Origin of the sequence: Kitasatospora sp. NPDC056273 (assembly GCF_042268845.1) — a bacterium.
Taxonomy (GTDB): Bacteria; Actinomycetota; Actinomycetes; order Streptomycetales; family Streptomycetaceae; genus Kitasatospora.
Map to the genome: position 1 here is coordinate 1 of NZ_JBHJSJ010000060.1, position 25,964 is coordinate 25,964.

21 protein-coding genes and 3 tRNA genes are annotated in these 25,964 nt (G+C 74.2%); 2 read left to right on the forward strand and 22 right to left on the reverse strand.

Translation table 11 applies throughout. The features are described 5' to 3' along the window. Window positions 1–168: 168 nt before the first annotated feature. From ACFCY1_RS34760 to ACFCY1_RS34830, 15 genes are all read right to left on the reverse strand, one after another. Window positions 169–2,847: a ComEC/Rec2 family competence protein gene (locus tag ACFCY1_RS34760; protein WP_375877170.1), complete on the reverse strand. Its 2,679-nt coding sequence runs from the start codon at window positions 2,845–2,847 to the stop codon at window positions 169–171. Between the two features lie 84 nt (window positions 2,848–2,931). Continuing rightward, the gene (locus ACFCY1_RS34765; RefSeq protein WP_375877171.1) at window positions 2,932–3,894 is read right to left on the reverse strand and encodes a helix-hairpin-helix domain-containing protein; all 963 of its coding nucleotides are present in this window, start codon (window positions 3,892–3,894) and stop codon (window positions 2,932–2,934) included. A gap of 207 nt (window positions 3,895–4,101) precedes the next feature. Continuing rightward, window positions 4,102–4,947 (reverse strand): DegV family protein, encoded by an 846-nt coding sequence (locus ACFCY1_RS34770; RefSeq protein ID WP_049657405.1) that lies wholly within the window; start codon window positions 4,945–4,947, stop codon window positions 4,102–4,104. A 118-nt stretch (window positions 4,948–5,065) separates the two neighbouring features. Continuing rightward, the gene (locus ACFCY1_RS34775) at window positions 5,066–5,887 is read right to left on the reverse strand and encodes a hypothetical protein (RefSeq protein WP_375877172.1); all 822 of its coding nucleotides are present in this window, start codon (window positions 5,885–5,887) and stop codon (window positions 5,066–5,068) included. A gap of 390 nt (window positions 5,888–6,277) precedes the next feature. Next, complete coding sequence (gene leuS / locus ACFCY1_RS34780) at window positions 6,278–9,172, reverse strand: leucine--tRNA ligase (protein ID WP_375877173.1); 2,895 nt, start codon at window positions 9,170–9,172, stop codon at window positions 6,278–6,280. Window positions 9,173–9,549: 377 nt separating this feature from the next. Continuing rightward, window positions 9,550–10,845 (reverse strand): hypothetical protein, encoded by a 1,296-nt coding sequence (locus ACFCY1_RS34785; RefSeq protein ID WP_074000712.1) that lies wholly within the window; start codon window positions 10,843–10,845, stop codon window positions 9,550–9,552. A gap of 98 nt (window positions 10,846–10,943) precedes the next feature. After that, window positions 10,944–11,016: transfer RNA gene (locus ACFCY1_RS34790), tRNA-Ala, on the reverse strand. Between the two features lie 383 nt (window positions 11,017–11,399). After that, window positions 11,400–11,472 (reverse strand) — tRNA-Ala (locus tag ACFCY1_RS34795). 43 nt (window positions 11,473–11,515) lie between these two features. Beyond that, window positions 11,516–11,588, reverse strand: a tRNA-Ala gene (locus tag ACFCY1_RS34800). 170 nt (window positions 11,589–11,758) lie between these two features. Then, a complete protein-coding gene (locus tag ACFCY1_RS34805) occupies window positions 11,759–12,409 on the reverse strand; it encodes a histidine phosphatase family protein (RefSeq protein WP_074001141.1) in 651 nt (216 codons plus the stop codon). Then, window positions 12,406–12,864, reverse strand: coding sequence for a ribosome silencing factor (rsfS, locus tag ACFCY1_RS34810; protein WP_049658573.1), 459 nt, complete (start codon window positions 12,862–12,864; stop codon window positions 12,406–12,408). The genes ACFCY1_RS34805 and rsfS overlap by 4 nt, the downstream gene beginning before the upstream one ends. Window positions 12,865–13,056: 192 nt before the next feature. Further along, window positions 13,057–14,925, reverse strand: a complete 1,869-nt coding sequence (locus tag ACFCY1_RS34815; RefSeq protein WP_375877174.1) for a LytR C-terminal domain-containing protein — start codon at window positions 14,923–14,925, stop codon at window positions 13,057–13,059. Window positions 14,926–14,939: 14 nt separating this feature from the next. After that, window positions 14,940–15,572 carry a nicotinate-nucleotide adenylyltransferase gene (gene nadD, locus ACFCY1_RS34820; RefSeq protein WP_049658574.1) on the reverse strand — a complete coding sequence of 211 codons (633 nt, stop codon included), beginning with the start codon at window positions 15,570–15,572 and terminating at the stop codon, window positions 14,940–14,942. Window positions 15,573–15,695: 123 nt separating this feature from the next. Then, a complete protein-coding gene (locus ACFCY1_RS34825; protein ID WP_181970583.1) occupies window positions 15,696–15,851 on the reverse strand; it encodes a hypothetical protein in 156 nt (51 codons plus the stop codon). Between the two features lie 258 nt (window positions 15,852–16,109). Continuing rightward, window positions 16,110–16,256, reverse strand: coding sequence for a hypothetical protein (locus tag ACFCY1_RS34830; RefSeq protein WP_158077652.1), 147 nt, complete (start codon window positions 16,254–16,256; stop codon window positions 16,110–16,112). A gap of 323 nt (window positions 16,257–16,579) precedes the next feature. Between ACFCY1_RS34830 and ACFCY1_RS34835 the strand changes: the two genes are divergently transcribed. Beyond that, window positions 16,580–17,659, forward strand: a complete 1,080-nt coding sequence (locus tag ACFCY1_RS34835) for a M48 family metallopeptidase (RefSeq protein WP_375877175.1) — start codon at window positions 16,580–16,582, stop codon at window positions 17,657–17,659. Window positions 17,660–17,751: 92 nt separating this feature from the next. Here the strand turns inward: ACFCY1_RS34835 and ACFCY1_RS34840 are convergent, their stop codons facing one another. The 5 genes from ACFCY1_RS34840 to proB form a co-directional block, all read right to left on the reverse strand. Continuing rightward, a complete protein-coding gene (locus tag ACFCY1_RS34840) occupies window positions 17,752–18,813 on the reverse strand; it encodes a hypothetical protein (RefSeq protein ID WP_375877176.1) in 1,062 nt (353 codons plus the stop codon). A 106-nt stretch (window positions 18,814–18,919) separates the two neighbouring features. Further along, complete coding sequence (locus ACFCY1_RS34845; protein ID WP_375877177.1) at window positions 18,920–19,501, reverse strand: hypothetical protein; 582 nt, start codon at window positions 19,499–19,501, stop codon at window positions 18,920–18,922. A gap of 134 nt (window positions 19,502–19,635) precedes the next feature. Continuing rightward, complete coding sequence (locus ACFCY1_RS34850) at window positions 19,636–20,952, reverse strand: glutamate-5-semialdehyde dehydrogenase (protein ID WP_375877178.1); 1,317 nt, start codon at window positions 20,950–20,952, stop codon at window positions 19,636–19,638. A 110-nt stretch (window positions 20,953–21,062) separates the two neighbouring features. Continuing rightward, on the reverse strand, window positions 21,063–21,587 hold the full coding sequence (locus tag ACFCY1_RS34855) for a hypothetical protein (protein ID WP_074000707.1): 525 nt from the start codon (window positions 21,585–21,587) through the stop codon (window positions 21,063–21,065). Window positions 21,588–21,778: 191 nt separating this feature from the next. After that, window positions 21,779–22,915 carry a glutamate 5-kinase gene (gene proB, locus ACFCY1_RS34860; RefSeq protein WP_049660991.1) on the reverse strand — a complete coding sequence of 379 codons (1,137 nt, stop codon included), beginning with the start codon at window positions 22,913–22,915 and terminating at the stop codon, window positions 21,779–21,781. A gap of 304 nt (window positions 22,916–23,219) precedes the next feature. Here proB and ACFCY1_RS34865 point away from each other — a divergent pair, with 304 nt between their 5' ends. Continuing rightward, the gene (locus ACFCY1_RS34865; protein ID WP_375877179.1) at window positions 23,220–23,978 is read left to right on the forward strand and encodes a hypothetical protein; all 759 of its coding nucleotides are present in this window, start codon (window positions 23,220–23,222) and stop codon (window positions 23,976–23,978) included. A gap of 99 nt (window positions 23,979–24,077) precedes the next feature. On the opposite strand, the gene obgE is transcribed toward ACFCY1_RS34865, so the two are convergent. Next, complete coding sequence (gene obgE / locus ACFCY1_RS34870) at window positions 24,078–25,556, reverse strand: GTPase ObgE (protein ID WP_049659936.1); 1,479 nt, start codon at window positions 25,554–25,556, stop codon at window positions 24,078–24,080. Between the two features lie 140 nt (window positions 25,557–25,696). Continuing rightward, window positions 25,697–25,954 (reverse strand): 50S ribosomal protein L27, encoded by a 258-nt coding sequence (gene rpmA / locus ACFCY1_RS34875; protein ID WP_030309712.1) that lies wholly within the window; start codon window positions 25,952–25,954, stop codon window positions 25,697–25,699. Window positions 25,955–25,964 lie beyond the last annotated feature (10 nt).

Below are 25,964 nucleotides of genomic sequence, written 5' to 3' on the forward strand. Positions count from 1 at the left end.
GGGGCCTGGGCGGCTGGGGGGTGGGCGTTATGGGCGGGGCGGGGGGGGGGGGGCGCCCCCCCCCCCCCCGGAACGTTTCTGCTGGCTTTGCGCCGCTCCTCCTCCCACCACCCCCCTTCTACTTTCCATGCCCCCACGTTGATTGGTGGAAGGAGGAGAGCGCGGGGGTCAGGTGGGCGGGGCCCGCGGGGCGCCCGGGGTCCGCTCCGGGTGGGCGTGGGGTGCGGGGCCGTGCCCGTCGGCCCCACCGGTTCCGCCGGCGCCGCCGGGCCCGCCGTGGGCGCGGGGGTGGCGGGCCGCGTGGGCGGGTTGGGGGTGGACGGCCGCGCCGAGGGTGGCCGGGGAGTCGCCCGTCACCGCGATGTCCCCCTCCCGGTCGGTGCGCAGAACGGTGGCGCCGAGTGCGCGCAGGTGGTCGACCGTCTTCGGGGACGGGTGGCCGTACGGGTTGCCCTCACCGCAGGAGACGAGGGCCAGCCGGGGCCGCAGCGCACCGGCCAAGTCCCAGTCCTGGTGGGCCGATCCGTGGTGCGCCACCTTCACGACGTCGACCTTCCCCAGCCGGCCCAGCAGGGCCGACTGGGCCTGCGGTTCGAGATCTCCGAGCAGTGCCATCCGTAGTCCTCCTGTCAGTGACACCATCAATGCGACGCTTGCGTTGTTCGGTCCGGGCGCCTCGGCAGCCGCACCGGGGACGGGCCACACCACGTCCCAGGCCAGCTCCGCTCCGACGGAGCGCCGTTCACCACGACCCGCTCTCAGCAACGGGAGGCCGGCCCCTGCGGCCCAGCCCGTCACCCGGGCCGCCTCGCCCGGCGGGTCGTCCAGCGTGGTGCCCTCGACGGCACCGACCCGGCGGCCCCGCAACACCCCCGGCACGCCCTCGACGTGGTCGGCATGGAAATGCGTCAGCAGGAGTAAGGGGACGGTCGTCACGCCGAGGTCGCGCAGGCATCTGTCGGCGGCGTTCGGGTCCGGCCCGGCGTCGATCACCACCGCGCTGTCCGGCTCCCCCGTCGCCAGGGCCAGCATGTCCCCCTGCCCGATGTCGCACATCACCAGTCGCCACCCCGGCGGCGGCCAGCCGGTGGCGATCCGGATGAGCTGCGGCGGGCGGAGCAGCACGGCCAGCAGGACCATCATCAGCACTGCCGTCACCAGCGCCCGCGCCCAGCGCCGCCGGGCGGGCACCGGCACCGGACTGCCCGGCTCCCGCCGTCGGGGCAGCAGGAGCGGCGCCGCCCAGCAGGCCGCCAGGACGGCCAGCGCGACCGTCGCCGTCCCGAACCACCCGCCGGGCCAGGTCAGTTGGCCACCTGGCACCTCGGCGCCGCGCCGTGCGACCAGGGCCAGCCAGCCAGCCGGCAGCCCGGCCGGTTCCGCGAGCAGGCGGGCCAGGGCCGGAAGGAGCGGCTGAAGGGCGAGCACCCCGAAGCCGAGCAGCGTCGCCGGAGCCACCGCCAGCTCGGCCAGCAGGTTGCAGGGGATGCCGACCAGGCTGATGTGCCCGGACAACACCACCGTCACCGGCGCGCACAACGCCTGGGCGGCCGCCGTCGCCGCGAACGCGCCCGCCAGGTGGTGCGGCCAGCGGCGGGCCCGCAGGGCTTCGGCCCAGTGCGGCCCGAGGACGAGCAGCCCGGCGGTGGCGAGCACGGAGAGCAGGAAGCCGAACGAGCGCGCCAGGAACGGGTCCAGCAGGACCAGCACCAGGACGGCCCCGGCGAGCGCGGGCACGGCCTTGCGGGGACGGCCGGTGGCCAGGGCCAGCATGCCGATCAGTCCCGTCCCGGCCGCCCGAAGCACGCTGGGCTCGGGCCGGCAGACGGTGACGAAGGCCAGCGTCAGAGCCGTGCCGAGCAGCGCGCCGGTGCGAAGTGACAGCCCCAGCACCGCGGCCAGCCCGCGCCGTTCCGGGGTGCCGGCCTGCCCGGGCGCTCCCAGCAGCGCACCGAGGACGATCGCCAGGTTGGCCCCGCTGACCGCCACCAGGTGGACCAGGTCGGTGGCCCGGAAGGCGTCGTCGAGGTCGTCGGGCAGTCGCGAGGTGTCGCCGACGACCAGCCCCGGGAGCAGCCCGCGCGCGTCCGCGGGCAGTCCGTCGGTGGCCGTGCGGAGGCCCTCACGGAGGCGCCCGGCGATCCGCTGCGGCAGGCTCGGCGGCGCCAGCTGCCGGGGCGCCCCGTGGACGACCAGCAGCGCGGCGGACTCGGTGTCGTGCCCCTCCCCCACCAGCCGTACCTCGGCCTCCACGGCCAGCCGCTGGGACGGGAGCAGCCGCTGCCAGGGCTCGCCCTCCGCCCCTCGGGCCATGACGGTCACCGGCGTACGCGTGCGGGTGCTCCGCCCGTCCGGGAGCGGGGTGACACGGTCGGCCACCGCGTCCACGGTGAGGAGCGTCTGCCCGCCGACGGTGCCGCCCCGGGAGGTGTGGACCTTCGGGTCCCCCGCGACGGTCAGCTCCACCTCCACCACCGGGGCGGGCTCGCCCGGCGCTCGCGGACCGGCGGCCGCGGAGGCACGGGCGAGCTCCGGCAGCGGCCCCCGGTGGAGGGCGGCGGTGTGCAGCGGGGTGGCGACCGCGGCCGCCGCCCCGGTGAGCAGGACGGCGGCCAGCGTCGCCGAGGCCCCGCGCCGGCGCAGGACCCCCGGCCGGGTGAGCAGCAGGACGGCCGCGACCGCGGCGATGCCCGCCGCGGTGAGGACGAGGGCCGCGTACCCCGGCTCCAAGCGCAGGAGTGCCGCCGTGACCGCCCAGGCCGAGACGGCGGGCAGCAGCAGCCGGAAGTCGGCGCCCGGGGAACGGGACGCAACGGCCGGACCGACCGGCGTGGTGGCGACGGACATGGCGGCACCTCCCTTCGAAGGCCGGGCATGCGGGCGGGGAAAGTGGACAGGGGGAACGGGCAGGGACCGCGGCAGGACAGGGCGTCAGAGGGTGAGCAGCGGACGGAGCTCCGCGTACGTACGGGCGCCGATGCCGCTGACCTGCCGGAGTTGGTCGAGGGAGCGGAAGGAGCCGTGCGAGGTGCGGTAGGCGAGGATGCGCTGGGCGAGGGTGGGGCCGACACCGGGAAGGCTGTCGAGCTGTTCGAGCGTCGCGCGGTTGAGGCTGACGGGCGGCCGGGGCACGGTGAGGCCCGGAGGGCCGCTCCCGCTTCCGACCGCCGGGCCGGGGGCGGGCGCCTGCTCGCCGACCAGGATCTGCTCACCGTCCGTCAGGATGCGGGCCAGGTTGAGGTTCCTGGTGTCCGTCTCCGGCAACGGACCGCCCGCCGCCCGCAGGGCGTCGGCTACCCGGGAGCCGCCGGGCAGGGTGTGCAGGCCCGGGAGGTGGACCCGGCCGCCGATGTCCACCACGACAGCCGGCCCGGTGCCGGACACGGCCTCGGCACCGGCACCGGGCCCGGCCCTGGAAGGAGCGGAGTCGGCGGGGACGGACGGCTCCGCCCCCGACGGTGCCGCGACCGCCGCGAGCGCGGGTACGGCGACCGCCTCCGGCCGGGCCAGCCAGAAGTGCTGCACGGCGTAACCGACCGCGAACAGCAGCAGGATGGCCAATCCGGCCACCGCGCGCCGATCGAGTGCCAGCACCGAGGCGAACGAGGGGATTGAGGAGGATGCGGAGAACCGCGAACGCGCCCCGGCCTCCGGCGGACCCATGTCGGCGTCGCCCGGATCCGACGCAACACCCGCATCCGGCGGGACCGGCGTCGCATCCGACAGCACCGGCACCGCCATCGCAACCGGCGACGGCGGCGGGACCGGCCCCGAGGGACCCCCTCCGACACCGCCCTCCGGCTCGTCATCCATCGGCAGCAGCGCGGCCATCCGCAGCCGCACCGTCTCGTTGATCGCATGGCGCTTCGCCGCGCCCAGGCCCATGGTCGTCATGCCGAGGACGGTAGGAGTCCTCCGGCGAACGTGCGGAAATTAACGAAACCCTGTGGATAACCCGGGGGTTGTGGATAAAAAGCGTCACTCACAAGAGTGGGTAGGACCGCCTGAGGTTGACCGAGCGGCCAGCGAACCACCCACCGGACCACCCACCCAGCGAACCGCCCAACGAACCACCCACCGGACCGCCACCCCGCCACCCCCTCAGCGCGGCGCGACCACCACCGCCAGCAGCCCCGGCCCGACGTGCGCCCCGATCACCGCCCCCACCTCGCCCACGTACAGCTCCCGCAGCCCCGGCACCCGGGCCCGCAGCCGCTCCGCGAGCGGTTCGGCCCGCTCCTCGGCCGCCAGGTGGTGCACGGTGATGTCGACGTCCAGCTCCCCCGACCGCTCGACCGCGATCTCCTCCAGCCGCGCGATCGCCCGCGACGCCGTCCGCACCTTCTCCAGCGGCTCGATCCGCCCGCCGTCCAGGTGCAGCAGCGGTTTGACCGCCAGGGCCGACCCGAGCAGCGCCCGCGCCGCCCCGATCCGTCCGCCCCGGCGCAGGTGTTCCAGGGTGTCGACGTAGAAGAACCCGCTGGTCCCGGCCGCCCGCCGGCCGGCCGCCTCGGCCGCCTCGGCCAGGCCCTGCCCGGCCGCGATCGCCTCGGCCGCCGCCAGCACCCCGTACCCGAGCGCCATCCCGACCAGTCGGCTGTCCACCACCCGCACCGGTACGGGCGCCTCGGCGGCGGCCAGCCGGGCGGCCTCGACGGTGCCGGACAGTTCGCCGGAGATGTGCACCGAGACGATGCCCTTCGCCCCGGCCTCGGCGGCCGCCCGGTAGGCGGCGGCGAAGGTCTCCGGGTTCGGCCGGGAGGTGGTCACCCGCTGCTTGCCGCGCAGCGCCTCGGCGACGTCCTTCGGGGAGATCTCGACGCCCTCGCTCAGCACCGAGTCGCCGACAGCGACGCTCAGCGGGACCACCGTGATCCCGTACCGGTCGAGGGCGTCCTGCGGCAGATAGGCCGTGGAATCGGTGACAAGTGCGAGGTCGGAGGGCATGAGCCGGAGGTTACCCCCCGTCGCTCCGGGAGGACAGCGCCCGGTCCGGGCCCCCTCGGGAGGCCCCGTGACGCGCGACCGGATCAGCCCGCCCAGGGTCCCGTGACGCCCGACCGGCTCAGCCCGCCGAGGGCCCCGTCGAGGGCTTGCGCAGCCGCTGCGCCAGCTTGGCCAGCGGATCGGCGAGCCCGAGCAGCTCCTCCGCGCTCGGCCGCCCCTTCCCGTCGGTCAGCCCGGCCCGAGCCGCACCCCCGGCCCGCGCCGCACCCCCGGTCGCCCCCGCGGAACCACCAGAGCCCGCAGCAGCACCACCGACCCCCGCGGACCCACCGGCCCCCGAAGCTCCACCCGCCCCCGCGGAACCGGCAGCCCCCGAAGCACCCCCCGCGACATCCCAGTGCCGCAGCGCCCCCGCCTCGCTCTCGCACTCCTGGCTCAGCCGGCTCAGCTCGTCGTCCGCGAACCGGTGCATCCGGTCCTGCGCCGCCCAGCGCATGGTCTCCGCCGAGTGCGTGATCCGCTCCGCCCGCTCGCGCAGCTCCGGCAGCTTGGCGGCGATCCGCGCGGTGTCCGGCTCGCGCTCCAGCATCCGCAGCTCGCCGTCGAGTTCGGCGGCGTGCGTGTCGAGCCGGTCGAGCAGGGCGAGCGACTCGCCGAGCTGGCTGTCCTGTGCGAGGCCGCCCTCCAGTACCTGCCGGGTGCCGTCGAGCGAGGTCCGCAGGCCCAGCCGGACGGTGGCGATCTGCGCGGGCGGGCCGACCCTGGTGTACGTCTTCGCCTTGAGGGTGGCGGTCTCCACGGCGCGCCGGGCGTTGGCCTCGTGCTTCTCGATCTTCGCGCCGACGGCCTTGGCGGCCTTGACCGTGCCGATCACGGCCAGGACCATCGCCGCGACCCCGAAGAGCAGGACCAGCCCGATCATCACGCCGAACACGTCCATCGCGCGCCACCTTCCGCCGTCGTTCCGGCCCCCACCGGGCCCAACGCGGGCCGCATTGCCGAGGGTTCCACGGTAGCCGCCGGAACCCGCCCGGGGGCAGCCGAGAGGGCCCCGGCGGACGGAGATCAGGGTCAGATCCGGGATCTCCCCGAGGGCCCCCGACCACCCTGGAAGCCCCCCGCAAGCGCCCCGCAAGACGCCCAGCCGGCACCGAACCCGAAAACGCCGACTCCCCGAAAGCACCGGCCCCCGAGAACGCCGACTCCCCGGAAGCGCCGACCCCCCGAGACGCCCCGAAAACGCCGGACGGGCGCCCCGAAGGACGCCCGCCCGACCGCTCACGCGACCGCTCCCGCGATCACCCCGCGGTCACTTCCGCACCAAGAACACTCAGCCGGTGACGATGTTCACCAGCTTCGGCGCCCGCGCGATCACCTTCCGCACCTCGGCCCCGCCGATCGCCGCGACGACCGCCGGCTCCGCCAGCGCCAGCGCCTCCAGCTCGGCGTCCGAGATGCCCGGCGCGACCTCCAGCCGCGCCTTGACCTTGCCCTTGATCTGGACCACGCAGGTCACCGTCTCGTCCACCACGTACGCCGGGTCGGCGACCGGGTAGTCGGTGTGCGCCAGCGACTCGCCGTGGCCCAGTCGGCGCCACAGCTCCTCGGCGACGTGCGGGGCCAGCGGCGCGACCATCAGCACCAGCTGCTCGGCCACCGCCCGCGGCGTGGAGCCGCGCTTGACCAGGTAGTTGTTCAGCTCGATGGCCTTGGCGACGGCCGTGTTGAAGCGCAGCCCGGCCATGTCCCCGCGGATGCCGTCGATGGCCTTGTGCAGGGCGCGCAGCGTCGCCTCGTCCGGCTCCTCCTCGGTGACGACCAGTTCGCCGGTGGTCTCCGAGACGACGTTGCGCCACAGGCGCTGCAGGAAGCGGTACGAGCCGACGACGGCGCGGGTGTCCCACGGGCGGGAGACGTCCAGCGGGCCCATCGACATCTCGTACAGGCGCAGCGTGTCGGCGCCGTACTCGTCGGCGATGTCGTCCGGGGCGACGGCGTTCTTCAGGGACTTGCCCATCTTCCCGGCCTCGCGCTTGACCGGCTCGCCGTCCCAGAAGTACTGGCCGTCGCGCTCCTCGACCTCGGCGGCGGGCACCGGGAAGCCGCGCTCGTCGCGGTAGACGTCGGCGGTGATCATGCCCTGGTTGAACAGCTTGTGGAACGGCTCGACGGACGAGACGTGGCCCAGGTCGTGCAGCACCTTGTGCCAGAAGCGCGCGTACAGCAGGTGCAGCACGGCGTGCTCGGCGCCGCCGACGTACAGGTCGGCGCCGCCGGCGGGCTTGGTCTCCGTCGGGCCCAGCCAGTACTTCTCGTTGGCCGGGTCGACGACCGCCTCGGAGTTGGACGGGTCGACGTAGCGCAGCTCGTACCAGCAGGAGCCGGCCCAGTTGGGCATGGTGTTGGTCTCGCGGCGGTACTTCCTGACGCCGTCGCCCAGGTCCAGTTCGACGTTGACCCAGGCCTCGTTGCGCGACAGCGGGGTCTCCGGCGAGGAGGCGGCGTCGTACGCGTCGTAGGTGCGCGGCGAGTAGTCGTCGACCTCGGGGACCTCGACCGGCAGCATCGACTCGGGCAGCGCGTGCATCACGCCGTCCTCGTCGTAGACGATCGGGAAGGGCTCGCCCCAGTACCGCTGGCGGCTGAACAGCCAGTCGCGCAGGCGGTAGTTGACGGTGCCCTCGCCGATGCCGCGCTCGGCCAGCCAGGCGGTGACGGCGGCCTTGGCCTCGACGACGCTCAGCCCGTCCAGGGACAGCGACACGTCGCCCTCGGTGCGGGCGGAGTTGACGATGACGGAGTCGTAGGTGTCGAACGCGTCGTCCCACTCGGCCGGGTCCTGGCCCCGCCCGTCGGTGGGCTCGACGACGCAGCGCATCGGCAGCGCGAAGGCGCGGGCGAAGGCGAAGTCGCGGTGGTCGTGGGCGGGGACGGCCATGATGGCGCCGGTGCCGTAGCCCATCAGCACGTAGTCGGCGATGAACACCGGGACGGACTCGCCGCTGACCGGGTTGACGGCGTGGGCGCCGGTGAAGACACCGGTCTTGACCTTGGCCTCGACCTGCCGCTCGACGTCCGACTTGGCGGCGGCCGTGGCGCGGTAGGCGGCGACGGCCTCGGCGGGGGTGGCGGCACCGCCGGTCCACTCGGCGGGCACGCCCTCGGGCCAGGCGGCGGGGACGATCGAGTCGACCAGGGCGTGCTCGGGGGCCAGCACCATGTAGGTGGCGCCGAACAGGGTGTCGGGCCGGGTGGTGAAGACGGTGATCTTCTGGTCGCCGGGGGCCGCGAAGTCGACCCGGGCGCCCTCGGAGCGCCCGATCCAGTTGCGCTGCTGCAGCTTGATGGCCTCGGGCCAGTCCAGCAGGTCCAGGTCCTCGATCAGCCGGTCCGAGTACGCGGTGATGCGCATCATCCACTGGCGCAGGTTGGACTTGAACACCGGGAAGTTGCCGCGCTCGGAGCGGCCGTCCGCGGTGACCTCCTCGTTGGCCAGGACGGTGCCCAGGCCCGGGCACCAGTTGACCGGCACCTCCTTGGCGTAGGCCAGGCGGTACTCGCCCAGCACCTCGTCGCGCTCGGCGACGGTCAGCCCGGCCCAGGCGCGCCCGTCCGGCAGCTCACGCGCGCCGGACTCGAAGTCGGCGACCAGCTCGGCGATCGGGCGGGCCTTGCGGGCGTCCGCGTCGTACCAGGAGTTGAAGATCTGCAGGAAGATCCACTGGGTCCAGCGGTAGTAGTCCGGGTCGATCGTGGAGATCGAGCGGCGCGGGTCGTGGCCCAGGCCCAGCCGGCGCAGCTGCTGGCGCATGTTGGCGATGTTGGCCTCGGTGGAGACCCGCGGGTGGGTGCCGGTCTGCACCGCGTACTGCTCGGCGGGCAGGCCGAAGGCGTCGTAGCCCAGCGTGTGCAGCACGTTGTGGCCGGTCATCCGCTGGTAGCGGGCGAAGACGTCGGTGGCGATGTAGCCCAGCGGGTGGCCGACGTGCAGGCCCGCGCCCGAGGGGTACGGGAACATGTCCATGATGAAGCTGTGCGGCTTCGCGGCGACGTCGCCGGCCGCCGGGTCGGCCAGGGCACCGGTGGGGTTGGGGGCGTGGAAGGTGCCCTCCTTCTCCCAGATGTCCTGCCAGCGGGACTCGATCTCGGCCGCCAGCGCAGCGCTGTACCGGAACGGCTCGGTCGCGGTCTCGGCCGCGCCGGACGCAGGGGTCGTCTCGCTCATGGTCCTTCAAGCTCCATCGGTGTCGGTTGGCGAACCGCGCGGGCGGCCGGCCCGTGGACCCGGCCCGGGACGGGATCGGGGGGCGGAAAACAAAAAATCCCCTCGCAGGAGGGGACGCCACGCCGACTCCGGCACCGCCCGAAGGCTCAGCCGGTCCTGGTCAGCGCGGCCGGCTAAGGAGCAGGCGCACGGTTCGCATGGGCTCAGGGTACCGCAAGCGGGTCGACGGGCTGCGGGGTATACCGCCGGGACGGCGGCACGGAGCCGCCCAGGGCCGCACGGGGCTCCGCAGGACCACGCGGAGCCGCACGAGCCCCGCAGAGCCACGCAGGACCGCAGGACCGCAGGAGGCCGTACGGCACCGACCCGGCCCCGCCCTACCGAGCCGCCACCCGCCCCGCCGCGTCGAACTCCCGCAGCGCCTTCGCCACCCGCTCGGACTGCATCCCCGCCGCGAGCGAGCGCGCCAGCGAGGCGGTGCGGGCCGCCTCCCGCTGGTCGCCGAGCCGGCGGTGGGCCTCGGCGAGGCGCACCATCAGCAGCGTCTTGGTGCGGGCCCGTCCCGGTCCGAGGCCGGCCACCGCCTCGGCGAGCAGCACCTTGGCCAGCCGGTGCTGGCCGAGCGCCAGCCGCCCCTCCCCCACCATCCCGGAGAGGGCGGCCCGGACCTCCTCGGTGCCGGGCAGGCCGTCCAGTTCGGCGAAGGCCCGGGCGGCGGCGGCCTCGGCCCGTTCGGCCTCGCCCCGGCGGCCGTACGCGCCGGCGAGCCGGCCGTACTGGCGGGCCCGGGCGACGGGGCTGAGCGCGGCGCCGTGGGTGTCCAGGGCGGTCACCAGCGCGGAGACGGCGTCCAGCCCGCGCCCGCCGGTGCCCTGGGTGGCGAGCACGACCAGCGCGCCGAGCACCGCGACGCCGAGCCGGGGGTCGCCGCTGACGTGGGCGGCGCGCAGCGCGGCGACGAAGGCCCGCTGGGCGGCGGCGTCGTGGCCGAGGTCGTACGCGGCCCAGCCGGCCAGCCGGGCGAGTCTGCTGGCCGTGCCGTAGAGCTCGCGGCCGAGCCGTTCGTCGTACGCGCCGAGTTCCAGCAGCTTGGCCAGCATGGCGAGTTCGGCCCGGACGGGGCCGAGGACGAGGCCGCCGCCGCAGGCCCGTTCGAGCTTCTGCTTGCTGCGGTAGGACAGGCCGAGTTCACCGGCCAGTCCGGGTTCGACGCGCAGCGCGCCCTCGCCGCCGCCGACGGGCGGCGGCGGGGAGTCCAGGCGGGCGGCGGCCTGGTCGAGGTCGGCGCCGCGGAACAGGTCGGTGAGGCGCACCGGGCCGGCGTCGGTGGCGGCCTCGCGCAGCGCGGTCTGGGCGGTGTCGGCGGTCCACGGGTCGGTGAGCAGCCGGGGCGAGAGGATCTTGGCGCCGCGGTGGCCGCCCATCCGGCCCCAGAGCTGTTCGTAGGTGACGGCGATGCCGAGGGTGCGGCTGAGCACCTCGCAGACCGCCTGGTCGTGCGGGCTGCGCGGGACCATGCCGCGGTCGCGCCACTTGTACGGGGCGGTGGAGCTGATGGCGAGGCCCGGCGGCAGGGCGAGGCTCACCTCGCGGGCGAGCCGTTCCGGACTCCATCCGAGCTGGTGGAGTATCCGGGCCAGTTCCTCGTTCCGCCTTCGCTCCAGATCGGCCATGGCACGACGGTAGCGGGATTCCGGCCGCCGGGACCGGCGGCGCGGGCAGAACGGCGAAGAGCCGCCCCCCGTTTCCGGGAGGCGGCTCTCGACTGCTGTGGAGCTATGGGGAATTGAACCCCAGACCTCTTGCATGCCATGCAAGCGCTCTACCAACTGAGCTATAGCCCCTTGACCTGCGTTGTCACCGTGGTTCCCGGTTGTTTCCGGCCGTTTCCCTCGGCGACATCGACTACTTTACACGCTCCGGGGCGTGCTCCTGAAATCCGTTTCCCGAGGTCCGCACCACGCGCCCCGGGAGCCCGCCTCCCGCACTCCGGGCGTACGGCGCCCCACCCCCGGCGCCCGCACCTGACGCACGCTCCCAGCGCGCACTCCCGACGCACGCGCCCCGCCAACGCCCCGCCACCGCACCACCCGCCGACCGCGCACCCACCAGGAGAACCGCGAAGCCGCACCACCCGCCGACCGCGCGCCCGCCAGGAGAACCGCGAGGCCGGGCCCGAAACGCCGGAAGGCCGCCACCCCTTGGGTGACGGCCTTCCGAACTACTGTGGAGCTATGGGGAATTGAACCCCAGACCTCTTGCATGCCATGCAAGCGCTCTACCAACTGAGCTATAGCCCCGCGACACGGGCGACCCTGGCTGACCACGACCGCCGATGCGGAGTGGAGCTATGGGGAATTGAACCCCAGACCTCTTGCATGCCATGCAAGCGCTCTACCAACTGAGCTATAGCCCCGCACTCACCGGATCTCCCGCTTCCCTTCCGGGCCGCGTTCCTTCCCTGCGAACGAGGAAGACTCTAGCTGGTCAGGGCCGGAACTGCGAAATCCGCTCCCTCCGGACCCCCGCCGAGGGCCCCGTGAGGGCCCCCGGCACCCGGTGCCGCCCGAGCCGGTACGGCTCGGCTCAGGTGTCGTCGCCGATGACCGGCTGCGGGAGGGTGCCCGCGTTGTGCTCCAGCAGGCGCCAGCCGCGCGTGCCCTGGCCGAGCACCGACCAGCAGCAGTTGGACAGTCCGCCGAAGCGCTCCCACTGGTCCGGCTCCATGTCGAGCAGCCGCCCGAGCATGGTGCGGATCGTCCCGCCGTGGCTGACCACCACCAGCGTGCCGTCCTCGGGGAGCTTGCCGACGGCGTCCAGGACCACCGGCACCGAGCGGTCGGCGACCTCGGTGGCCAGCTCGCCGTCACCGCCCCGCCGCACCGGCTCACCGGCCGCCCAGGCCTCGTACTCCTCCGGGAAGCGCTCGCGGATCTCGGCGTTGGTCAGGCCCTGCCAGGAGCCCGCGAAGGTCTCCCGCAGGCCCTCGTGGTGCTGCACGTCGAGCCCGGTGACCTCGGCCAGCTCCGCGGCGGTGCGCCGGGCCCGCTGGAGGTCCGAGGAGATCAGCAGGTCGGGACGGAGCCCGGAGAGCAGCCGGGCCGCCCGCTGGGCCTGCTGGACGCCCTGGCCGGTCAGCTCGATGTCCGTGGTGCCCTGGAAGCGCGATTCGAGGTTCCAGGAGGTCTGGCCGTGCCGCCAGAAGACGATGCGCGGGCCGCGCGGGCCCCGGCTCAGTGCAGGTCCTCGGGCTTGCCGAAGTCGTCGGCGGGGGCGACGACGTTGCCGGCCTCGTCGGTGAACGCGTCCGGACGGTTGCGCGAGGCCAGGGCGTCCTCGGGCAGCGGGAGCTCGGGGCAGTCCTTCCAGAGCCGGTCCAGCGAGTAGAAGGAGCGCTCCTCGGCGTGCTGGACGTGCACGACGATGTCCAGGTAGTCGAGCAGGATCCAGCGGCCGTCGCGCTCGCCCTCGCGGCGCACCGGCTTGATGTCCAGCTGCTCGCGCAGCTGGTCCTCGATCTCCTCGGCGATCGAGCGGACCTGGCGGTCGTTGTTCGCGGAGGCGATCAGGAAGGCGTCGGTGATCGACAGCACCTCGCTGACGTCGAAGGCGATGATGTTGTGCGCGAGCTTGTCGGCCGCCGCCTGCGCGGCGACGGTGATGAGCTGCTGGCTGTGGTCGGTAACGGTCACGGTGTTCTTCCGGCTCGGCGGCTTGGGGGGCGCCCCGGCGCTCGGCCGGGGTCGCCTTCCAGGATCTCACGCCGCCCGGGCGGGCCCGGAACCGTTTTTCCAGGCCCCCGAGACGCCGGCCCCCAGGCCAATACCGGGCCACCGCCCCCGCCCCCACCAGGCCCGGACCCCCGCCGGGCCCGGGCCACCGCCCTACTGGGCCTTCGGCGGCTGGTAGTCCTTGCCGAGCACCACCAGCAGGTCCGCGTTCTGGGTGTCGCCGGTCACCTTCTTCACCACCGTGTCCGGCAGCCCGAGGCTGGTCGCCAGCGACTTCGCCGCGCCCTGCCGGGCGTCGTCGGTGTAGCGGATCTCACTGGTGGCCTGCGGGGCGCCCTTGGCCCCGCCCGGGATGAAGGTCAGACCGGAGTTGACGATCTGGACCTGTACGGCGGCCGCCGCCGCGTCGTTGCCGCTGGAGTCCTGGACCGCGACCCGGACCGGGGCGTCGCCGGCGGCCGCGGACTTCACGGTGCCGCCCAGCACGTCCTTAACCTGCTTGCCCGCGGTCGCCTCGTCCAGGCTGCCGTCCGGCTTGACGGTCAGCGCGGTGGTGCCGAAGTGGCCGTCCTTCGCCTGCTGGGAGAGCTGGACGAGCACCCCGGCGAGGGCGTCCTCGGGCAGCGAGGGGTCGAGCACCGCGTTCATCCGGTGCACGTCGTCCTTGGCGTCCTTGAACTCGGTCGGCATGGCGCGCACCAGCGCGTCCATGACCTGCCCGAACCGGGCCAGCTGGGCGTCCCGGTTCTCGCCGGGGTTCTGCAGGGTGGCGTAGGCGACCGCGGCCTTCCCGCTGAGCATGGTGTTCTTGCCCGCCGCGGACAGCGGCTTGCCGTCCGGCTTGCCGCCCTCGTGGGTCTCGGCGTTGGTGTCCACCCGGACGCCGCCGAGCTGGGAGACCAGCAGTTCCAGGTACGGGGTGTCCAGCCGCCAGGTGCCGGCCACCGGGGCGCCGAGCACGGTGGACAGGCCGTCGCGGGTCGCCGAGGCGCCGATGCCGTCCATGGACTGGCCGACCGTGGTGACCGGTGGGTCCCCCGGGCCGGGCAGCCGCAGGGTGTCGGGCAGCAGCAGCACCGTGCCCTTCTTCCCGGAGGCGTCGTTGACCAGCAGCGCGCTGGACACCTTGCCCTGGAGGTCGCGCAGGTGGACGACGTTGACCTGGCGCCCGCCGGCGGCGGCGGCCGCGGTCGGCTTGCCGCCGGTGAGGAAGAGGTACCCGCCGACGCCGGCGGCGGCCAGCGCCACCACCGCACCGAGGCCGATCAGCCGGTTGCGCAGCTTGCGGCGGCGCTCGGCGCGCACCTCGCTGCGGGACTCGGCGAACTTCAGCCAGTCGATGACGTCCTCGGTCTCCTCCGCCTCCTCGTCGACGAAGGTGAACTCCCCCGTGGTGTAGCTGTCGTCGGGCGCCTTGCCGCCGCCCTTCCCGCCCTTCCCGGCCTTCCCCGCCTTCCCGGCCCGCGCCCCGGCGACCTGCTCGGACGGCGGCTCGGCCTTGGCCGGCACCGGCTCGGCGGCCGGCCGGGGCACCCGCGGACGCGCCGGTGCGACCGCCGCGGCCGCGGCCGGCTCGGCCTGCACCGGTTCCTGCGCCTGCGACGGCGCCTGCGGTTCGGTCACGACCGGGGCGGCCGCCTGGTACGGCTGCTCCTGGTACCCCTGGTAGCCCTGCTGCTGGTAGACGTACGTGCCCTGCCCGTACACCGGCTGCCCGTACTGGTCGTACTGCTGGTCGTACTGCTGCTGCTCGTACGGCTGTTGCTGCGGGAACTGCCCGCCCTGCTGGTACCCGTCGTACCCCTGGTAGCCCTGCTGCTGGTAGACGTACGCGCCCTGCCCGTACACCGGCTGCCCGTACTGGTCGTACTGCTGCTCGTACTGCTGCTGCTCGTACGACTGCGCCTGCGGCTGCTGTTGCGGCTGCTGCGGTTCCTGCGGCTGCTGGTAGCCCTGGTACGGCTGCTGGTACTGCCCGGTGGACCAGTCCTCCGGCCGCCGGCCGTCGCTGCGATCAGTCATGCACCGCTCCCGGATCAGTCCCCGCGCGGCGCGTACAGCGCCCGCTTGTCGATGTAGCGGACCACGCCGTCCGGGACGAGGTACCAGACCGGTTCGCCCTTGGCGACCCGGTTGCGGCAGTCCGTGGAGGAGATGGCCAGCGCCGGGACCTCCACCAGGGAGACCCCGCCCACCGGAAGCCCGGCGTCCGACAGAGTGTGCCCCGGGCGGGTGCATCCGATGAAGTGGGCCAGCGAGAAGAGCTCGTCGGAGTCGCGCCAGGACAGGATCTGGGCGAGCGCGTCGGCGCCGGTGATGAAGAAGAGGTCGGCGTCCGGGTGCAGGGCGTGCAGGTCGCGCAGGGTGTCGACGGTGTACGTCGGGCCCTCGCGGTCGATGTCGATCCGGCTGACCGAGAACTGCGGGTTCTCGGCGGTGGCGATGACCGTCATCAGGTAGCGGTCCTCGGCCGGGGTGACGTGCCGGTCGCTCTTCTGCCACGGCTGCCCGGTCGGCACGAAGATCACTTCGTCCAGGTGGAACGCGCTCGCGACCTCACTGGCGGCGACGAGGTGGCCGTGGTGGATCGGGTCGAAGGTGCCGCCCATCACGCCGAGGCGCTTCTTCACCGGTTCCGGTCCGCCGGGATTCCCGGCCTGCTCTCCCATGCCGCCACACCTTACGCGACACGCGTTACGGTGCGGGAACGGCCGGGTGGGGGTTCTCCGCAGACGCGTGAGGGAGCGTCCGGCCGGTGGCCGGACGCTCCCCGAGCGGCCCCAGGCCCCGGCTCAGCGGTCCCGGTTGAAGCGGGTGGTGATGAAGAGCAGGACCAGCAGGATGACCAGTGCGGCGCCACCGGTCAGGGCCGGGTTCAGACTGTCGTGGTTGCCCCCCTCGCCCTCGGCGAGCAGGTTCAGAACGGGGAGTGCGGCAGCAGTGCTCATGGTCGGCGGGACCTTCTCGGCTCGGTGAACGGACCTGGGGGTTGTTCCGGGCCGGGTGAGGGCCCACCCGTCATCGTACGGGGGGTTACACGGCAACCGCTCGGCGGCCCACCGCCGCTGACCGGGCGTGAGCGCGGGCCGAGGGACCGACCGGCGAACGGGCCCGGGCCCCGGCGAACGGACCGGAACGGCCCCGGCGAACGGACCGGGGACGGCCCCCGGGAACGGACCTGGGACGGCCCCGGGGAACGACCGGCCCTAGTTGTTCTTGAAGGCGCGGGCCATGATCCAGATCAGCAGGCCGATGCCCACGAAGGACGCGACCACGATGATCCGCAGGAACAGGCCGGGGCCGGACTCGTCGGAGATGGGCGCGGCCAGGCTGACAAGCGTGTCGGTGGACATCTGCGGGGGCTCCTCGTACTGCTCGGTACCGCGGCCGGGTCCGGTCTCGGTCGTCCAGGCCTCAGGGTAAACCGGCCTCACACCGGCGGAGCCCCCCGGCCCCGCAGACGCGCGCCGCAGACGCGCGCCACCGGCCCCGCAGGCGCCCCGGCGGCCCGCCGAGCCGCCCACGGCCCCGGCGCCCACCGCGCGGACCGCGCGTACGCTGACCCCGGGGACGAGTACGCAACCGCGCACGTTGCACAGACAGTCGTTGCAGGCGAAGACCAGCGGGGGGCGGGCCAGCGGGCCGCGGCCGCCGTCGACCAGGAGGTACTCACACCATGACCGACACGACCTCGAAGACGCCGAGCCGCCGCCGCGAGCGCTTCCCCGGGATCTCCACCCGGGCCTGGGAGCACCCGGCGGACCGCTCGGCGCTGGTCGCGCTGCGCAGGCTGACCGGCTTCGACGACATCCTGAAGAAGCTCGCCGGACTGGTCTCCGAGCGGGCGATCCGGCTGATGTTCCTGGCCACCGCGGTGAAGACCTCCGAGCGCCAGTTCCCGGAGCTGCACGACATGGTGCGCGACGCCGCCTACGTGCTCGACCTGGAGCAGGTCCCCGACCTGTACGTCTCCCAGGACCCGACGGTCAACGCGTACTGCATCGGCATCGACACCCCGGTCATCGTGATCACCAGCGGCCTGGTCGAGCTGCTGGACGAGGAGGAGCTGCGCTCCGTCATCGGCCACGAGGTCGGCCACGCGATGTCCGGCCACGCCGTCTACCGGACGATGCTGATGATCCTCACCAACATCGCCACCCGGATCGCGTGGGTGCCGCTCGGCAACCTGGCGATCACCGCGATCATCACCGCGCTCAAGGAGTGGTTCCGCAAGGCGGAGCTGTCCAGCGACCGGGCCGGCCTGCTCGCCGGGCAGGACCTCCAGGCGTCCATGCGGGCCCTGATGAAGCTGGCCGGCGGCCACAACCTGGCCGAGATGAACGTCGACGCCTTCCTGGAGCAGGCCGAGGAGTACGAGAAGGCCGGCGACCTGCGCGACGGCGTGCTCAAGGTGCTCCAGCTGCTGCCGCAGACCCACCCCTTCGCGGTGGTCCGGGTCGCCCAGCTGAAGAAGTGGGCGGAGAGCGACGACTACCGCTCGATCATGGCAGGCGCCTACCCGCGCCGCTCGGACGACCCGGACACCTCGGTCACCGAGCAGTGGAAGGCCGCCGCCGAGCACTACACGACCTCGGTCAAGGAGAGCAAGGACCCGCTGATGGGCCTGCTGCGGGACGTGGCCGGCGGCGCCGCGACGGTCGGCGGCAAGCTCCGCGACACCTTCACCGGAGGCGGCGGCAGCAGCAGCAACGGCAACGGCAGCCGCGGCGGCTCCGCGGACCGCGACGGCAGCTGACCCACCGCGACCGACCACCACCGCGAGCCGCGACGGCGGCCGGCGTCCCGCCCGGGGCACCGGCCGCCGTCGCGTTCCACGGCCCGGGCGCCTCAGCCGCCCGCCAGCACCTCGCACACCTGCCAGCCCGGCCGGGCGTGGTTGCCGGGGTCGACCGGCGCCGGCGGCGTGACCGCCGTGCCCTGCGCGGTGGCCAGCACCGGCTGCAGGAAGCCCGCCATCGAGGCGCCGCAGGGCTCCGGCCCGGCCTGCACCACCGAGTCCACCAGCCGCAGCTGCCCCGAGGCCGGGTCCACCCGGTCGAACTCGAAGGTCAGCTGCCGCCGCACGGTCTCCAGGGTGACCGGCGCCCCGGCCGGGGCGCCGGCCGGCTTGAGCGCGTAGACGAAGGTGTGGTCGGTGGTGATCTGCAGCGTCCCGCTGTCCGCCTCGTCGATCCGCATCGCGCCGACCACCTTCACGGTGTTCGAGGCCAGCGCGACCTGTGCCGGGTCGAAGCGGACCATCCAGCCGGTCACCGCGTGGTGGCGGTCGTCCACCGGCTGCGCCACGCTCGCGTCGAACTCCGCCTGCTCACCGGGCGTGACGAAGACCCGTACGTCGGCGGTGGCGCCCTGGACCAGCGTCGCCGGGGAGAGCGAGGAGGCGACCAGGTAGCGCTGGACGGTGTCGAGCGCCTTGGCCACCTCGACCCGGCCGAAGTTCCCGGTGGCGGCGCCGGTCGGGGTGTTCAGCCCGATCGTGCCGTCCCCGTACCCGAGCGGCAGCGCGGCGAACGGGTCCGCCGGGTCGGCGACCGGGTGGACGGCCGACGCCGGGCTCAACGCGACCAGGCTGACGGTCAGTTGGCTGCCCTCGGGCCGCACCGCGGTGCCCTTCGGCGAGCTCACCCCGAAGTACACCGCGGCCCCGAAGGCGAGCAGGATGAGCAGCAGCAGGATGAGTGCCTGGCGCGGGACGGTGCCCAGCGGGCCGAACCGCACCCGCGACCGGGTGGCCTTGCCGAAGGAGCCCGCCAGCCGCTCCCGGGCGGAGAGTTCCTGGATGCGGGCAGCCCGCACGAACGATTCGTCGAACACGACGGACCGGAATTCGTCCTCGTTGCCGGAACCGCCCTCGGGCGTCCCCTCAGGAGGCTCTCGCGGGTCACCCACACCACCAGGGTAGGCGGACACCAGCGCCGCCACGAGGGTCCGGGCGCACATTCCCGGGAACGCTCCGTGACCACCGCCCCGGGGCGTGCGCCCCCGGGCGCTCGGACTAGCCCGCAGGCGCCGTGACCACCAGCGGGGGCTCCGCCGGGGCCTGCCCGGGGGCCACCCCGGTGCTGCTGCTGCCGGACTGGGGGCGCCGGGGCGTGCCCGCGGGGCCGCCCACCCCCTGGTAGATCGCCGCGACGGCGACCGCCACCAGGCTCACCCCCATGATCACGGCGAGCACCCAGGCCACCGGCCGGTGCCACCGCTGCTGGGCCACGTACCGCCCGGGGACGCGCACCGGGTCGTCACCGCGCCGCCACCGCCGGACCCGGCGGTCGGCCGCCCGGCCCGGCCCCGACCAGGGGTCGGGGTAGAGGTGGTCCGCGTCGAGTCCGCTCGGGTACGGGCGCAGCTCCAGCGGCAGCCCGTCCCCGGCCGGAACGTCACGGCCCCAGCCCGGCCCCGCGGCGTCCGGCTCGAACCGGGCCTCGGCGGCGGCGAGTTGCCGCTCCTTGGCGGTCGGCTCGTGCACGGCGGCGGACCGGACGAAGGCCTCGTCGAAGACCACGGTGGCGAACTCGTCGTCCGCACCACCGTGGTCGGAGCCGTCGGGGTACGGGAAGCCCCCCACATCCTCAGCCACGGATTCAGCGTATTACCGGCCGGACGATTTGTCTGTGGCTCCCGGCAGTTGGTCCGTCGCACGTGTGACGGACGCCCCGCGCGCGCCGCTCGGCGGCCGTCCGCGCCCCCGCCCGCGGCCTGCGGCCTGCGCGCCTACTCGGCCCCGCCGCCCACGGTCTGCGCGGCCTCGCCCCGCACGTGCCCGTCACCAGTGACGATGTACTTGGTGCTGGTCAGCTCGGGCAGGCCCATCGGGCCGCGGGCGTGCAGCTTCTGGGTGGAGATGCCGATCTCCGCGCCGAAGCCGAACTCGCCGCCGTCGGTGAAGCGGGTGGAGGCGTTGACGGCCACCGTGGTGGAGTCCACCAACCGGGTGAAGCGGCGGGCGGCGGCCTGCGAGGTGGTGACGATCGCCTCGGTGTGGCCGGAGGACCAGCGGCGGATGTGCTCGACGGCGGCGTCCAGCGAGGGCACCACGGCGGCGGCCAGGTCCAGCGAGAGGTACTCGGTGCCCCAGTCCTCGTCGGTGGCCGGCACCACGGTGGCCGGTCCGCCCTCGGCGGCCTTCAGCACCGCCTCGTCGCCGTGCACGGTGACCCCGGCCCCGGCGAGCGCCGCCAGCGCGAGCGGCAGGAAGGCGTCCGCGACGTCCTGGTGGACCAGCAGCGTCTCGGCGGAGTTGCAGACGCTGACCCGCTGCGCCTTGGAGTTCAGCAGGATGCCGACGGCCATCGCCAGGTCGGTCTCGGCGTCCACGTAGACGTGGCAGTTGCCGGTGCCGGTCTCGATCACCGGGACGGTGGAGCCCTCGACCACGGTGCGGATCAGCGAGGCGCCGCCGCGCGGGATCAGCACGTCCACGTAGCCGCGGGCGCGCATCAGCTCCCGCACCGACTCCCGGCTCTCCCCCGGCACCAGCTGGACCGCGTCGGCGGGCAGCCCGGCCGCGGCGACGGCGTCGCGCACCACGGCGACCAGCGCGCTGTTGGAGCGGTAGGCCGAGGCGGAGCCGCGCAGCAGCACCGCGTTGCCGGACTTGAGGCAGAGCGCGGCGGCGTCCGCGGTGACGTTCGGGCGGGCCTCGTAGATGATGCCGACCACGCCGAGCGGCACCCGGACCTGCCGCACGTCCAGGCCGTTGGGCAGGGTGTAGCCGCGCACCACCTCGCCGACCGGGTCGGGCAGGCCGGCCACGTCGCGCACGTCGGAGGCGATCGCGGCGATCCGCTCGTCGGTCAGGGTCAGCCGGTCGATCACCGACTCGGCCGTGCCGGCCGCCCGGGCCCGCTCCACGTCCTCGGCATTGGCCGCGACGATCTCCGCGCTGCGGGCCACCAGCGCGTCCGCGACCGCCAGCAGCGCGGCGTCCTTCGCGCCGCGCGGCAGCGGGGCGAGCGCGGCGGCGGCCTCCCGGGCTCGGCGCGCTACGGCGAGGACGGGGCTGTCGGCGGTGGCGAGATCGCTGGTCATGCCGCCAAGGGTAGCGACTGCGCCCGCCCCGCCCGGGCGGCATTTCGCCCGGTGAGACAGCTCGGTACGGCGTTCGGTCCGGCGTTCGGTCCGGCGTTCGGTCCGGGCGCTCAGTACGGGTGCACGCCGCCCAGGTGCGGCGGCGGCTCGCCGAAGCCCTCCGCCACCCGCTTGTGGTACGTCGCCCGGTCGACCACCTCCAGCCCGACGATCTCCCAGGGCGGCAGGTTCGAGGTGACCTTGTGCTCGCCCCACAGCCGCAGCGCGATGGCCGCCGCGTCGTGCAGGTCCCGGGCCTGCTCCCAGTAGCGGATCTCGGCATGGTCGGCCGCGTAGCGGGCGGTCAGGAAGAACGAGTGGTCGTGCGCCAGCTGCTCCAGCGAGGCGCGCAACGCGGACAGCGGGGTGACCTGCCCGGCCACGCTCAGCACCACGTGCCACAGCCGCGCCTGCTCGGGCACGGTGGGCGGCTGGGCCGCCCGGTCGAGTTCGGGCCGCATCCCGCGCATCCCGCCGGGCCGCTGCGTCGGCGGACCGGCCGGCTCGGCGGGGCCGTCCCCGCGTCCGCCGTCGATGCTGGTCAGCCGCCGGCCCGCGGTCCCTGCGGTCAGCGCTGCCTCGCGCCTGCGTTCCACCGGCGGCCTCCTGTTCGGCGATGTCGTGTCGTCCCCACCGGCCCCGTCGGCCCTCGGCCGACCGGTACGGCTGCGCCCCTCCTCGCCCGCGGCCGGGCCGCTCCCGGTACGGAGCGGCCCGCCGTCCGCGCGGCGCCGATCGGCCGGGCGGCCGGTGCCGGGGCAGGCCCCGGCACGGTCGACCGGGCCGGTCAGCCGCGCAGAACGACCAGGTCGTCGCGGTGGACGACCTCGCGCTCGTACGCGGCGCCGAACTCCTGGGCCAGGTCGCGGGTGGACCGGCCGAGCAGGCGGGGCAACTCCCTCGCATCAAAGTTGACCAGTCCGCGAGCCACGATGTGGCCGTTTTCGGCAAGAAGGTCCACCGGATCACCCGCGGCGAACTCCCCGTCGACCTTGGTGACCCCGGCGGGCAGCAGCGAGGCGCCGCCGGAGACGACCGCCCGGACGGCGCCCTCGTCCAGGTGCAGCGCCCCGCGCGGGCTGCTCGCGTGGGCCAGCCAGAGCATCCGGTCGGAGGTGCGGCTGCCGGTGCGCAGGAAGAGCGTGCCGGTGGGCCGGCCGGCCAGCGCGTCGGCGGCCTGGCTGGCGGCGGTGAGCACGACCGGGATGCCGGCGCCGGTGGCGATCCGGGCCGCCTCGACCTTGGTGACCATGCCGCCGGTGCCGACGCCGGCCTTGCCGGCGCTGCCGATCTCGATGCCGTCGAGGTCCTGCGGGCCGCGCACCTCGGCGATCCGGCTGGTGCCGGGGCGGGACGGGTCGCCGTCGTACAGGCCGTCCACGTCGGAGAGCAGTACGAGCAGGTCGGCGCGGACCAGGTGGGCGACCAGGGCGGCCAGCCGGTCGTTGTCGCCGAACTTGATTTCGGCGGTGGCGACGGTGTCGTTCTCGTTGACGATCGGCATCGCGCCCATCGCCAGCAGCTGGTCCAGGGTGCGGTACGCGTTGCGGTAGTGGGCGCGCCGGCTGGCGTCCTCGGCGGTGAGCAGCACCTGGCCGACCCGGATGCCGTACCGGGCGAAGGAGGCGGTGTAGCGGGCGACCAGCAGGCCCTGGCCGACGCTGGCGGCGGCCTGCTGGCGGGCCAGGTCCTTGGGCCGGCGGTCCAGGCCGAGCGGGGCGAGCCCGGCGGCGATCGCACCGGAGGAGACGAGCACCACCTCCGGGGCCTCGGGGCGGCCGCGCAGCTTGGCGAGCGCGTCCACCAGGGCGTCGACGCGGTCGGCGTCCAGGCCGCCGGTCGCCGTGGTCAGGGACGAGGAGCCGACCTTGACGACGATCCGCCGTGCGGTCAGCACCTCCTCCCGCAGAGGGTCCTCGCTCATCTCGCTGTACGCCCTTCCGGTGTGGTGCGGGTACGGCGGGGCCCGGGCCCGGCCGTCACCCCCGAAATCTACGCGATCCCCGCAGGTCACCGGCGGGGTGTTTCACCGGATGGACCGGATCCGGTACGGGCCGCCACGGGCCGCCCGCCAAGCCGGATGGCTGGTATGGTCCCTGACCGCAAGCCAGATCGGGGGACGGCTTCTTGCCCGCTGTACCCATGTCGTCATCGACCCTTCCTGTCACGACGGGCGGCGCCGCACTGGGCAAAGGCCGGCAACGGTCGCGGCCGTGCGCCCAGGAGAAATGCGCACCATGCGTTCGTACACCACCAAGCTGACCGTCGCCGCGCTCGCGGCGGCCACCGCCCTCTCGCTCGCGGCCTGCGGGCCGGACAACCCGGACACCCCGGCCGGTACCGGCGGCGCCACCGGCGCGGCCCCGGCCCAGACCGGCGCGACCCAGACCGGCGCGACCCCGGGTGCCACCGCCGGGGGCGCGGCCGGCGGTTCGGCCGCGGCCCCCTCGGGCGCGGCCCCCTCCGGTGCGGCGGGCGGGGCCGGCACGGCCGGCGCGGCGGGCGGCGGGGCCGGCGCCGGAGCCGTCCCGGCGGCCGCCACCAGCGTGAAGGTCGGCCAGAGCGCCACCGTGGACTTCGCCGACAAGACCTCCAAGGTCGCCACCAAGCTGGAGATCACCGTCACCGGCGTCGAGGCCGGTTCGGCGCAGGACTTCACCGCCGCCAAGATCAGCATCGTCGGCCTGGAAGGCCGCACCCCGATGTACGTCAGCTACACCATCAAGAACCTCGGGGACGCCAGCCTCTCCTTCACCGCCCCGGACTCGAAGCTCGTGCTCTTCGACACCACGGGCAAGAAGGGCGTCAACGTCCTGACCGCCGCGACCCCGCTGCCCAAGTGCACCGGCGCGAAGTTCCAGGGCGTGGCCAAGGGCGCCGAGGTCAAGGGCTGCACCATCATCTCCACCCCCGGCAACACCCCGGCCGCCGTCGGCTACACCGACCTGGCCGACCCGCTGAAGCTCCAGGCCTCCTGGACCAAGTGACGCCCCGTCACCGCCGGACACGCGGACGGCCCCTGCCGCCTCGACAGGTGGCAGGGGCCGTCCGGACCGGACCGGTCAGCGGTCCTCAGTCCTCAATCCTCAGTCCTCGTCATCGTCGCCCTCGATGGCGGCCTGGCGGCCGCTGGAGAGCGCCTCGAAGGCGAGGAACTCGGACTCGGCCGCGTCCCGGCCCTTCTGCTTCTCGCGACGGCGGTCGACCGCCGGGCGCGGGGTCTCGAAGCGGTGGTCCTCACCACGGCGGCCGAGCATCTCGGCACCGGCGGCCATGGTCGGCTCCCAGTCGAAGACGACGGCGTTCTCCTCGGGGCCGATGATGACGGTGTCGCCCTCGTGCGCCCCGATCTTCCACAGCTCCTGCTCGATCCCGAGGCGGGCCAGCCGGTCGGCGAGGTAGCCGACGGCCTCGTCGTTGCTGAAGTCGGTCTGGCGGACCCAGCGCTCCGGCTTGACGCCGCGGATGCGGTACGCGCCGTCCTCCTCGGTGATGGTGAAGCCGGCGTCGTCGACGGCCTTGGGCCGCAGCACGATCCGGGTCGACTCCTCGGCCGGCTTGGCGGCGCGCGCCTCTGCGACGATCCCGGCCACGGCGAAGCTCAGCTCGCGCAGGCCCTTGCGGGAGGCGGCGGAGACCTCGAACACCCGGTAGCCGCGCTCCTCCAGGGAGGCGCGGGTCAGGTCGGCGATGTCCTGGCCGTCCGGGACGTCCACCTTGTTGAGCGCGACCAGGCGCGGACGGTCTTCCAGACCGCCGTACTCGGCGAGCTCGGCCTCGATGGTCTCCAGGTCGGTCAGCGGGTCGCGGCCGGGCTCCAGGGTGGCGCAGTCCAGCACGTGCACCAGCACCGAACAGCGCTCGACGTGGCGCAGGAACTCCAGGCCCAGGCCGCGGCCCTGGCTGGCGCCCGGGATCAGGCCGGGCACGTCGGCGATGGTGTAGACGGTGTCGCCCGCGGTGACCACGCCCAGGTTGGGGATCAGGGTGGTGAACGGGTAGTCCGCGATCTTCGGCTTGGCGGCCGAGAGCACCGAGATCAGCGAGGACTTGCCGGCGCTCGGGTAGCCGACCAGGGCCACGTCGGCGACGGACTTGAGCTCCATGACGATGTCACGGGCCTCGCCGGGCTCGCCGAGCAGCGCGAAGCCGGGCGCCTTGCGGCGGGCCGAGGCCAGCGCGGCGTTGCCGAGGCCGCCGCGGCCGCCCTGGGCCGCGACGAAGCTGGTGCCGTGGCCGACCAGGTCGGCCAGCACGTTGCCCTTGCGGTCCAGCACCACGGTGCCGTCCGGCACCAGCAGGACGAGGTCCTCGCCGTCCGCGCCGGTGCGGTGGCCGCCCGCGCCGGGCTTGCCGTTGGTGGCCTTGCGCTTGGGCGAGTGGTGGTACTCCAGCAGGGTGGTGACCTGCGAGTCCACGGTGAGGATGACGCTGCCGCCCTCCCCGCCGTTGCCGCCGTCCGGGCCGCCGAGCGGCTTGAACTTCTCGCGGTGCACGGAGGCGCAGCCGTGGCCCCCGTTACCCGCGGCGACGTGAAGTTCGACGCGGTCCACGAAGGTGGTCATGGGTGTGCCTCCAGTGCGCGAGAGTCTGCTTGCTACCTGCGTAAAGCGTGAAGGGTGGACCGGAGAATTCCGGCCCACCCTTCACTGTGAGTCTTGTCCCGACCCGGTGGGTCTTCTCAGACTCGGGAGTCCGCGGGGACTCAGGCCTCGACGGCCACGATGTTGACGACCTTGCGGCCACGACGGGTGCCGAACTGCACCGCACCGGCGGTCAGCGCGAACAGGGTGTCGTCGCCACCGCGGCCGACACCGGCACCCGGGTGGAAGTGGGTGCCGCGCTGGCGGACGAGGATCTCGCCGGCGGAGACGACCTGGCCACCGAAGCGCTTCACGCCGAGGCGCTGGGCGTTCGAGTCACGGCCGTTACGAGTAGAGCTTGCGCCCTTCTTGTGTGCCATTTTTCGCTAT

What these genes read in the sequence shown, in the direction of transcription:
- ACFCY1_RS34760 (WP_375877170.1), bottom strand. Translation starts at nt 2,847, where the DNA reads ATGTCCGTCGCCACCACGCCGGTCGGTCCGGCCGTTGCGTCCCGTTCC.
- ACFCY1_RS34765 (WP_375877171.1), bottom strand. Translation starts at nt 3,894, where the DNA reads ATGACGACCATGGGCCTGGGCGCGGCGAAGCGCCATGCGATCAACGAG.
- ACFCY1_RS34770 (WP_049657405.1), bottom strand. Translation starts at nt 4,947, where the DNA reads ATGCCCTCCGACCTCGCACTTGTCACCGATTCCACGGCCTATCTGCCG.
- ACFCY1_RS34775 (WP_375877172.1), bottom strand. Translation starts at nt 5,887, where the DNA reads ATGGACGTGTTCGGCGTGATGATCGGGCTGGTCCTGCTCTTCGGGGTC.
- leuS (WP_375877173.1), bottom strand. Translation starts at nt 9,172, where the DNA reads ATGAGCGAGACGACCCCTGCGTCCGGCGCGGCCGAGACCGCGACCGAG.
- ACFCY1_RS34785 (WP_074000712.1), bottom strand. Translation starts at nt 10,845, where the DNA reads ATGGCCGATCTGGAGCGAAGGCGGAACGAGGAACTGGCCCGGATACTC.
- ACFCY1_RS34815 (WP_375877174.1), bottom strand. Translation starts at nt 14,925, where the DNA reads ATGACTGATCGCAGCGACGGCCGGCGGCCGGAGGACTGGTCCACCGGG.
- nadD (WP_049658574.1), bottom strand. Translation starts at nt 15,572, where the DNA reads ATGGGAGAGCAGGCCGGGAATCCCGGCGGACCGGAACCGGTGAAGAAG.
- ACFCY1_RS34825 (WP_181970583.1), bottom strand. Translation starts at nt 15,851, where the DNA reads ATGAGCACTGCTGCCGCACTCCCCGTTCTGAACCTGCTCGCCGAGGGC.
- ACFCY1_RS34830 (WP_158077652.1), bottom strand. Translation starts at nt 16,256, where the DNA reads ATGTCCACCGACACGCTTGTCAGCCTGGCCGCGCCCATCTCCGACGAG.
- ACFCY1_RS34835 (WP_375877175.1), top strand. Translation starts at nt 16,580, where the DNA reads ATGACCGACACGACCTCGAAGACGCCGAGCCGCCGCCGCGAGCGCTTC.
- ACFCY1_RS34850 (WP_375877178.1), bottom strand. Translation starts at nt 20,952, where the DNA reads ATGACCAGCGATCTCGCCACCGCCGACAGCCCCGTCCTCGCCGTAGCG.
- proB (WP_049660991.1), bottom strand. Translation starts at nt 22,915, where the DNA reads ATGAGCGAGGACCCTCTGCGGGAGGAGGTGCTGACCGCACGGCGGATC.
- ACFCY1_RS34865 (WP_375877179.1), top strand. Translation starts at nt 23,220, where the DNA reads ATGCGCACCATGCGTTCGTACACCACCAAGCTGACCGTCGCCGCGCTC.
- obgE (WP_049659936.1), bottom strand. Translation starts at nt 25,556, where the DNA reads ATGACCACCTTCGTGGACCGCGTCGAACTTCACGTCGCCGCGGGTAAC.
- rpmA (WP_030309712.1), bottom strand. Translation starts at nt 25,954, where the DNA reads ATGGCACACAAGAAGGGCGCAAGCTCTACTCGTAACGGCCGTGACTCG.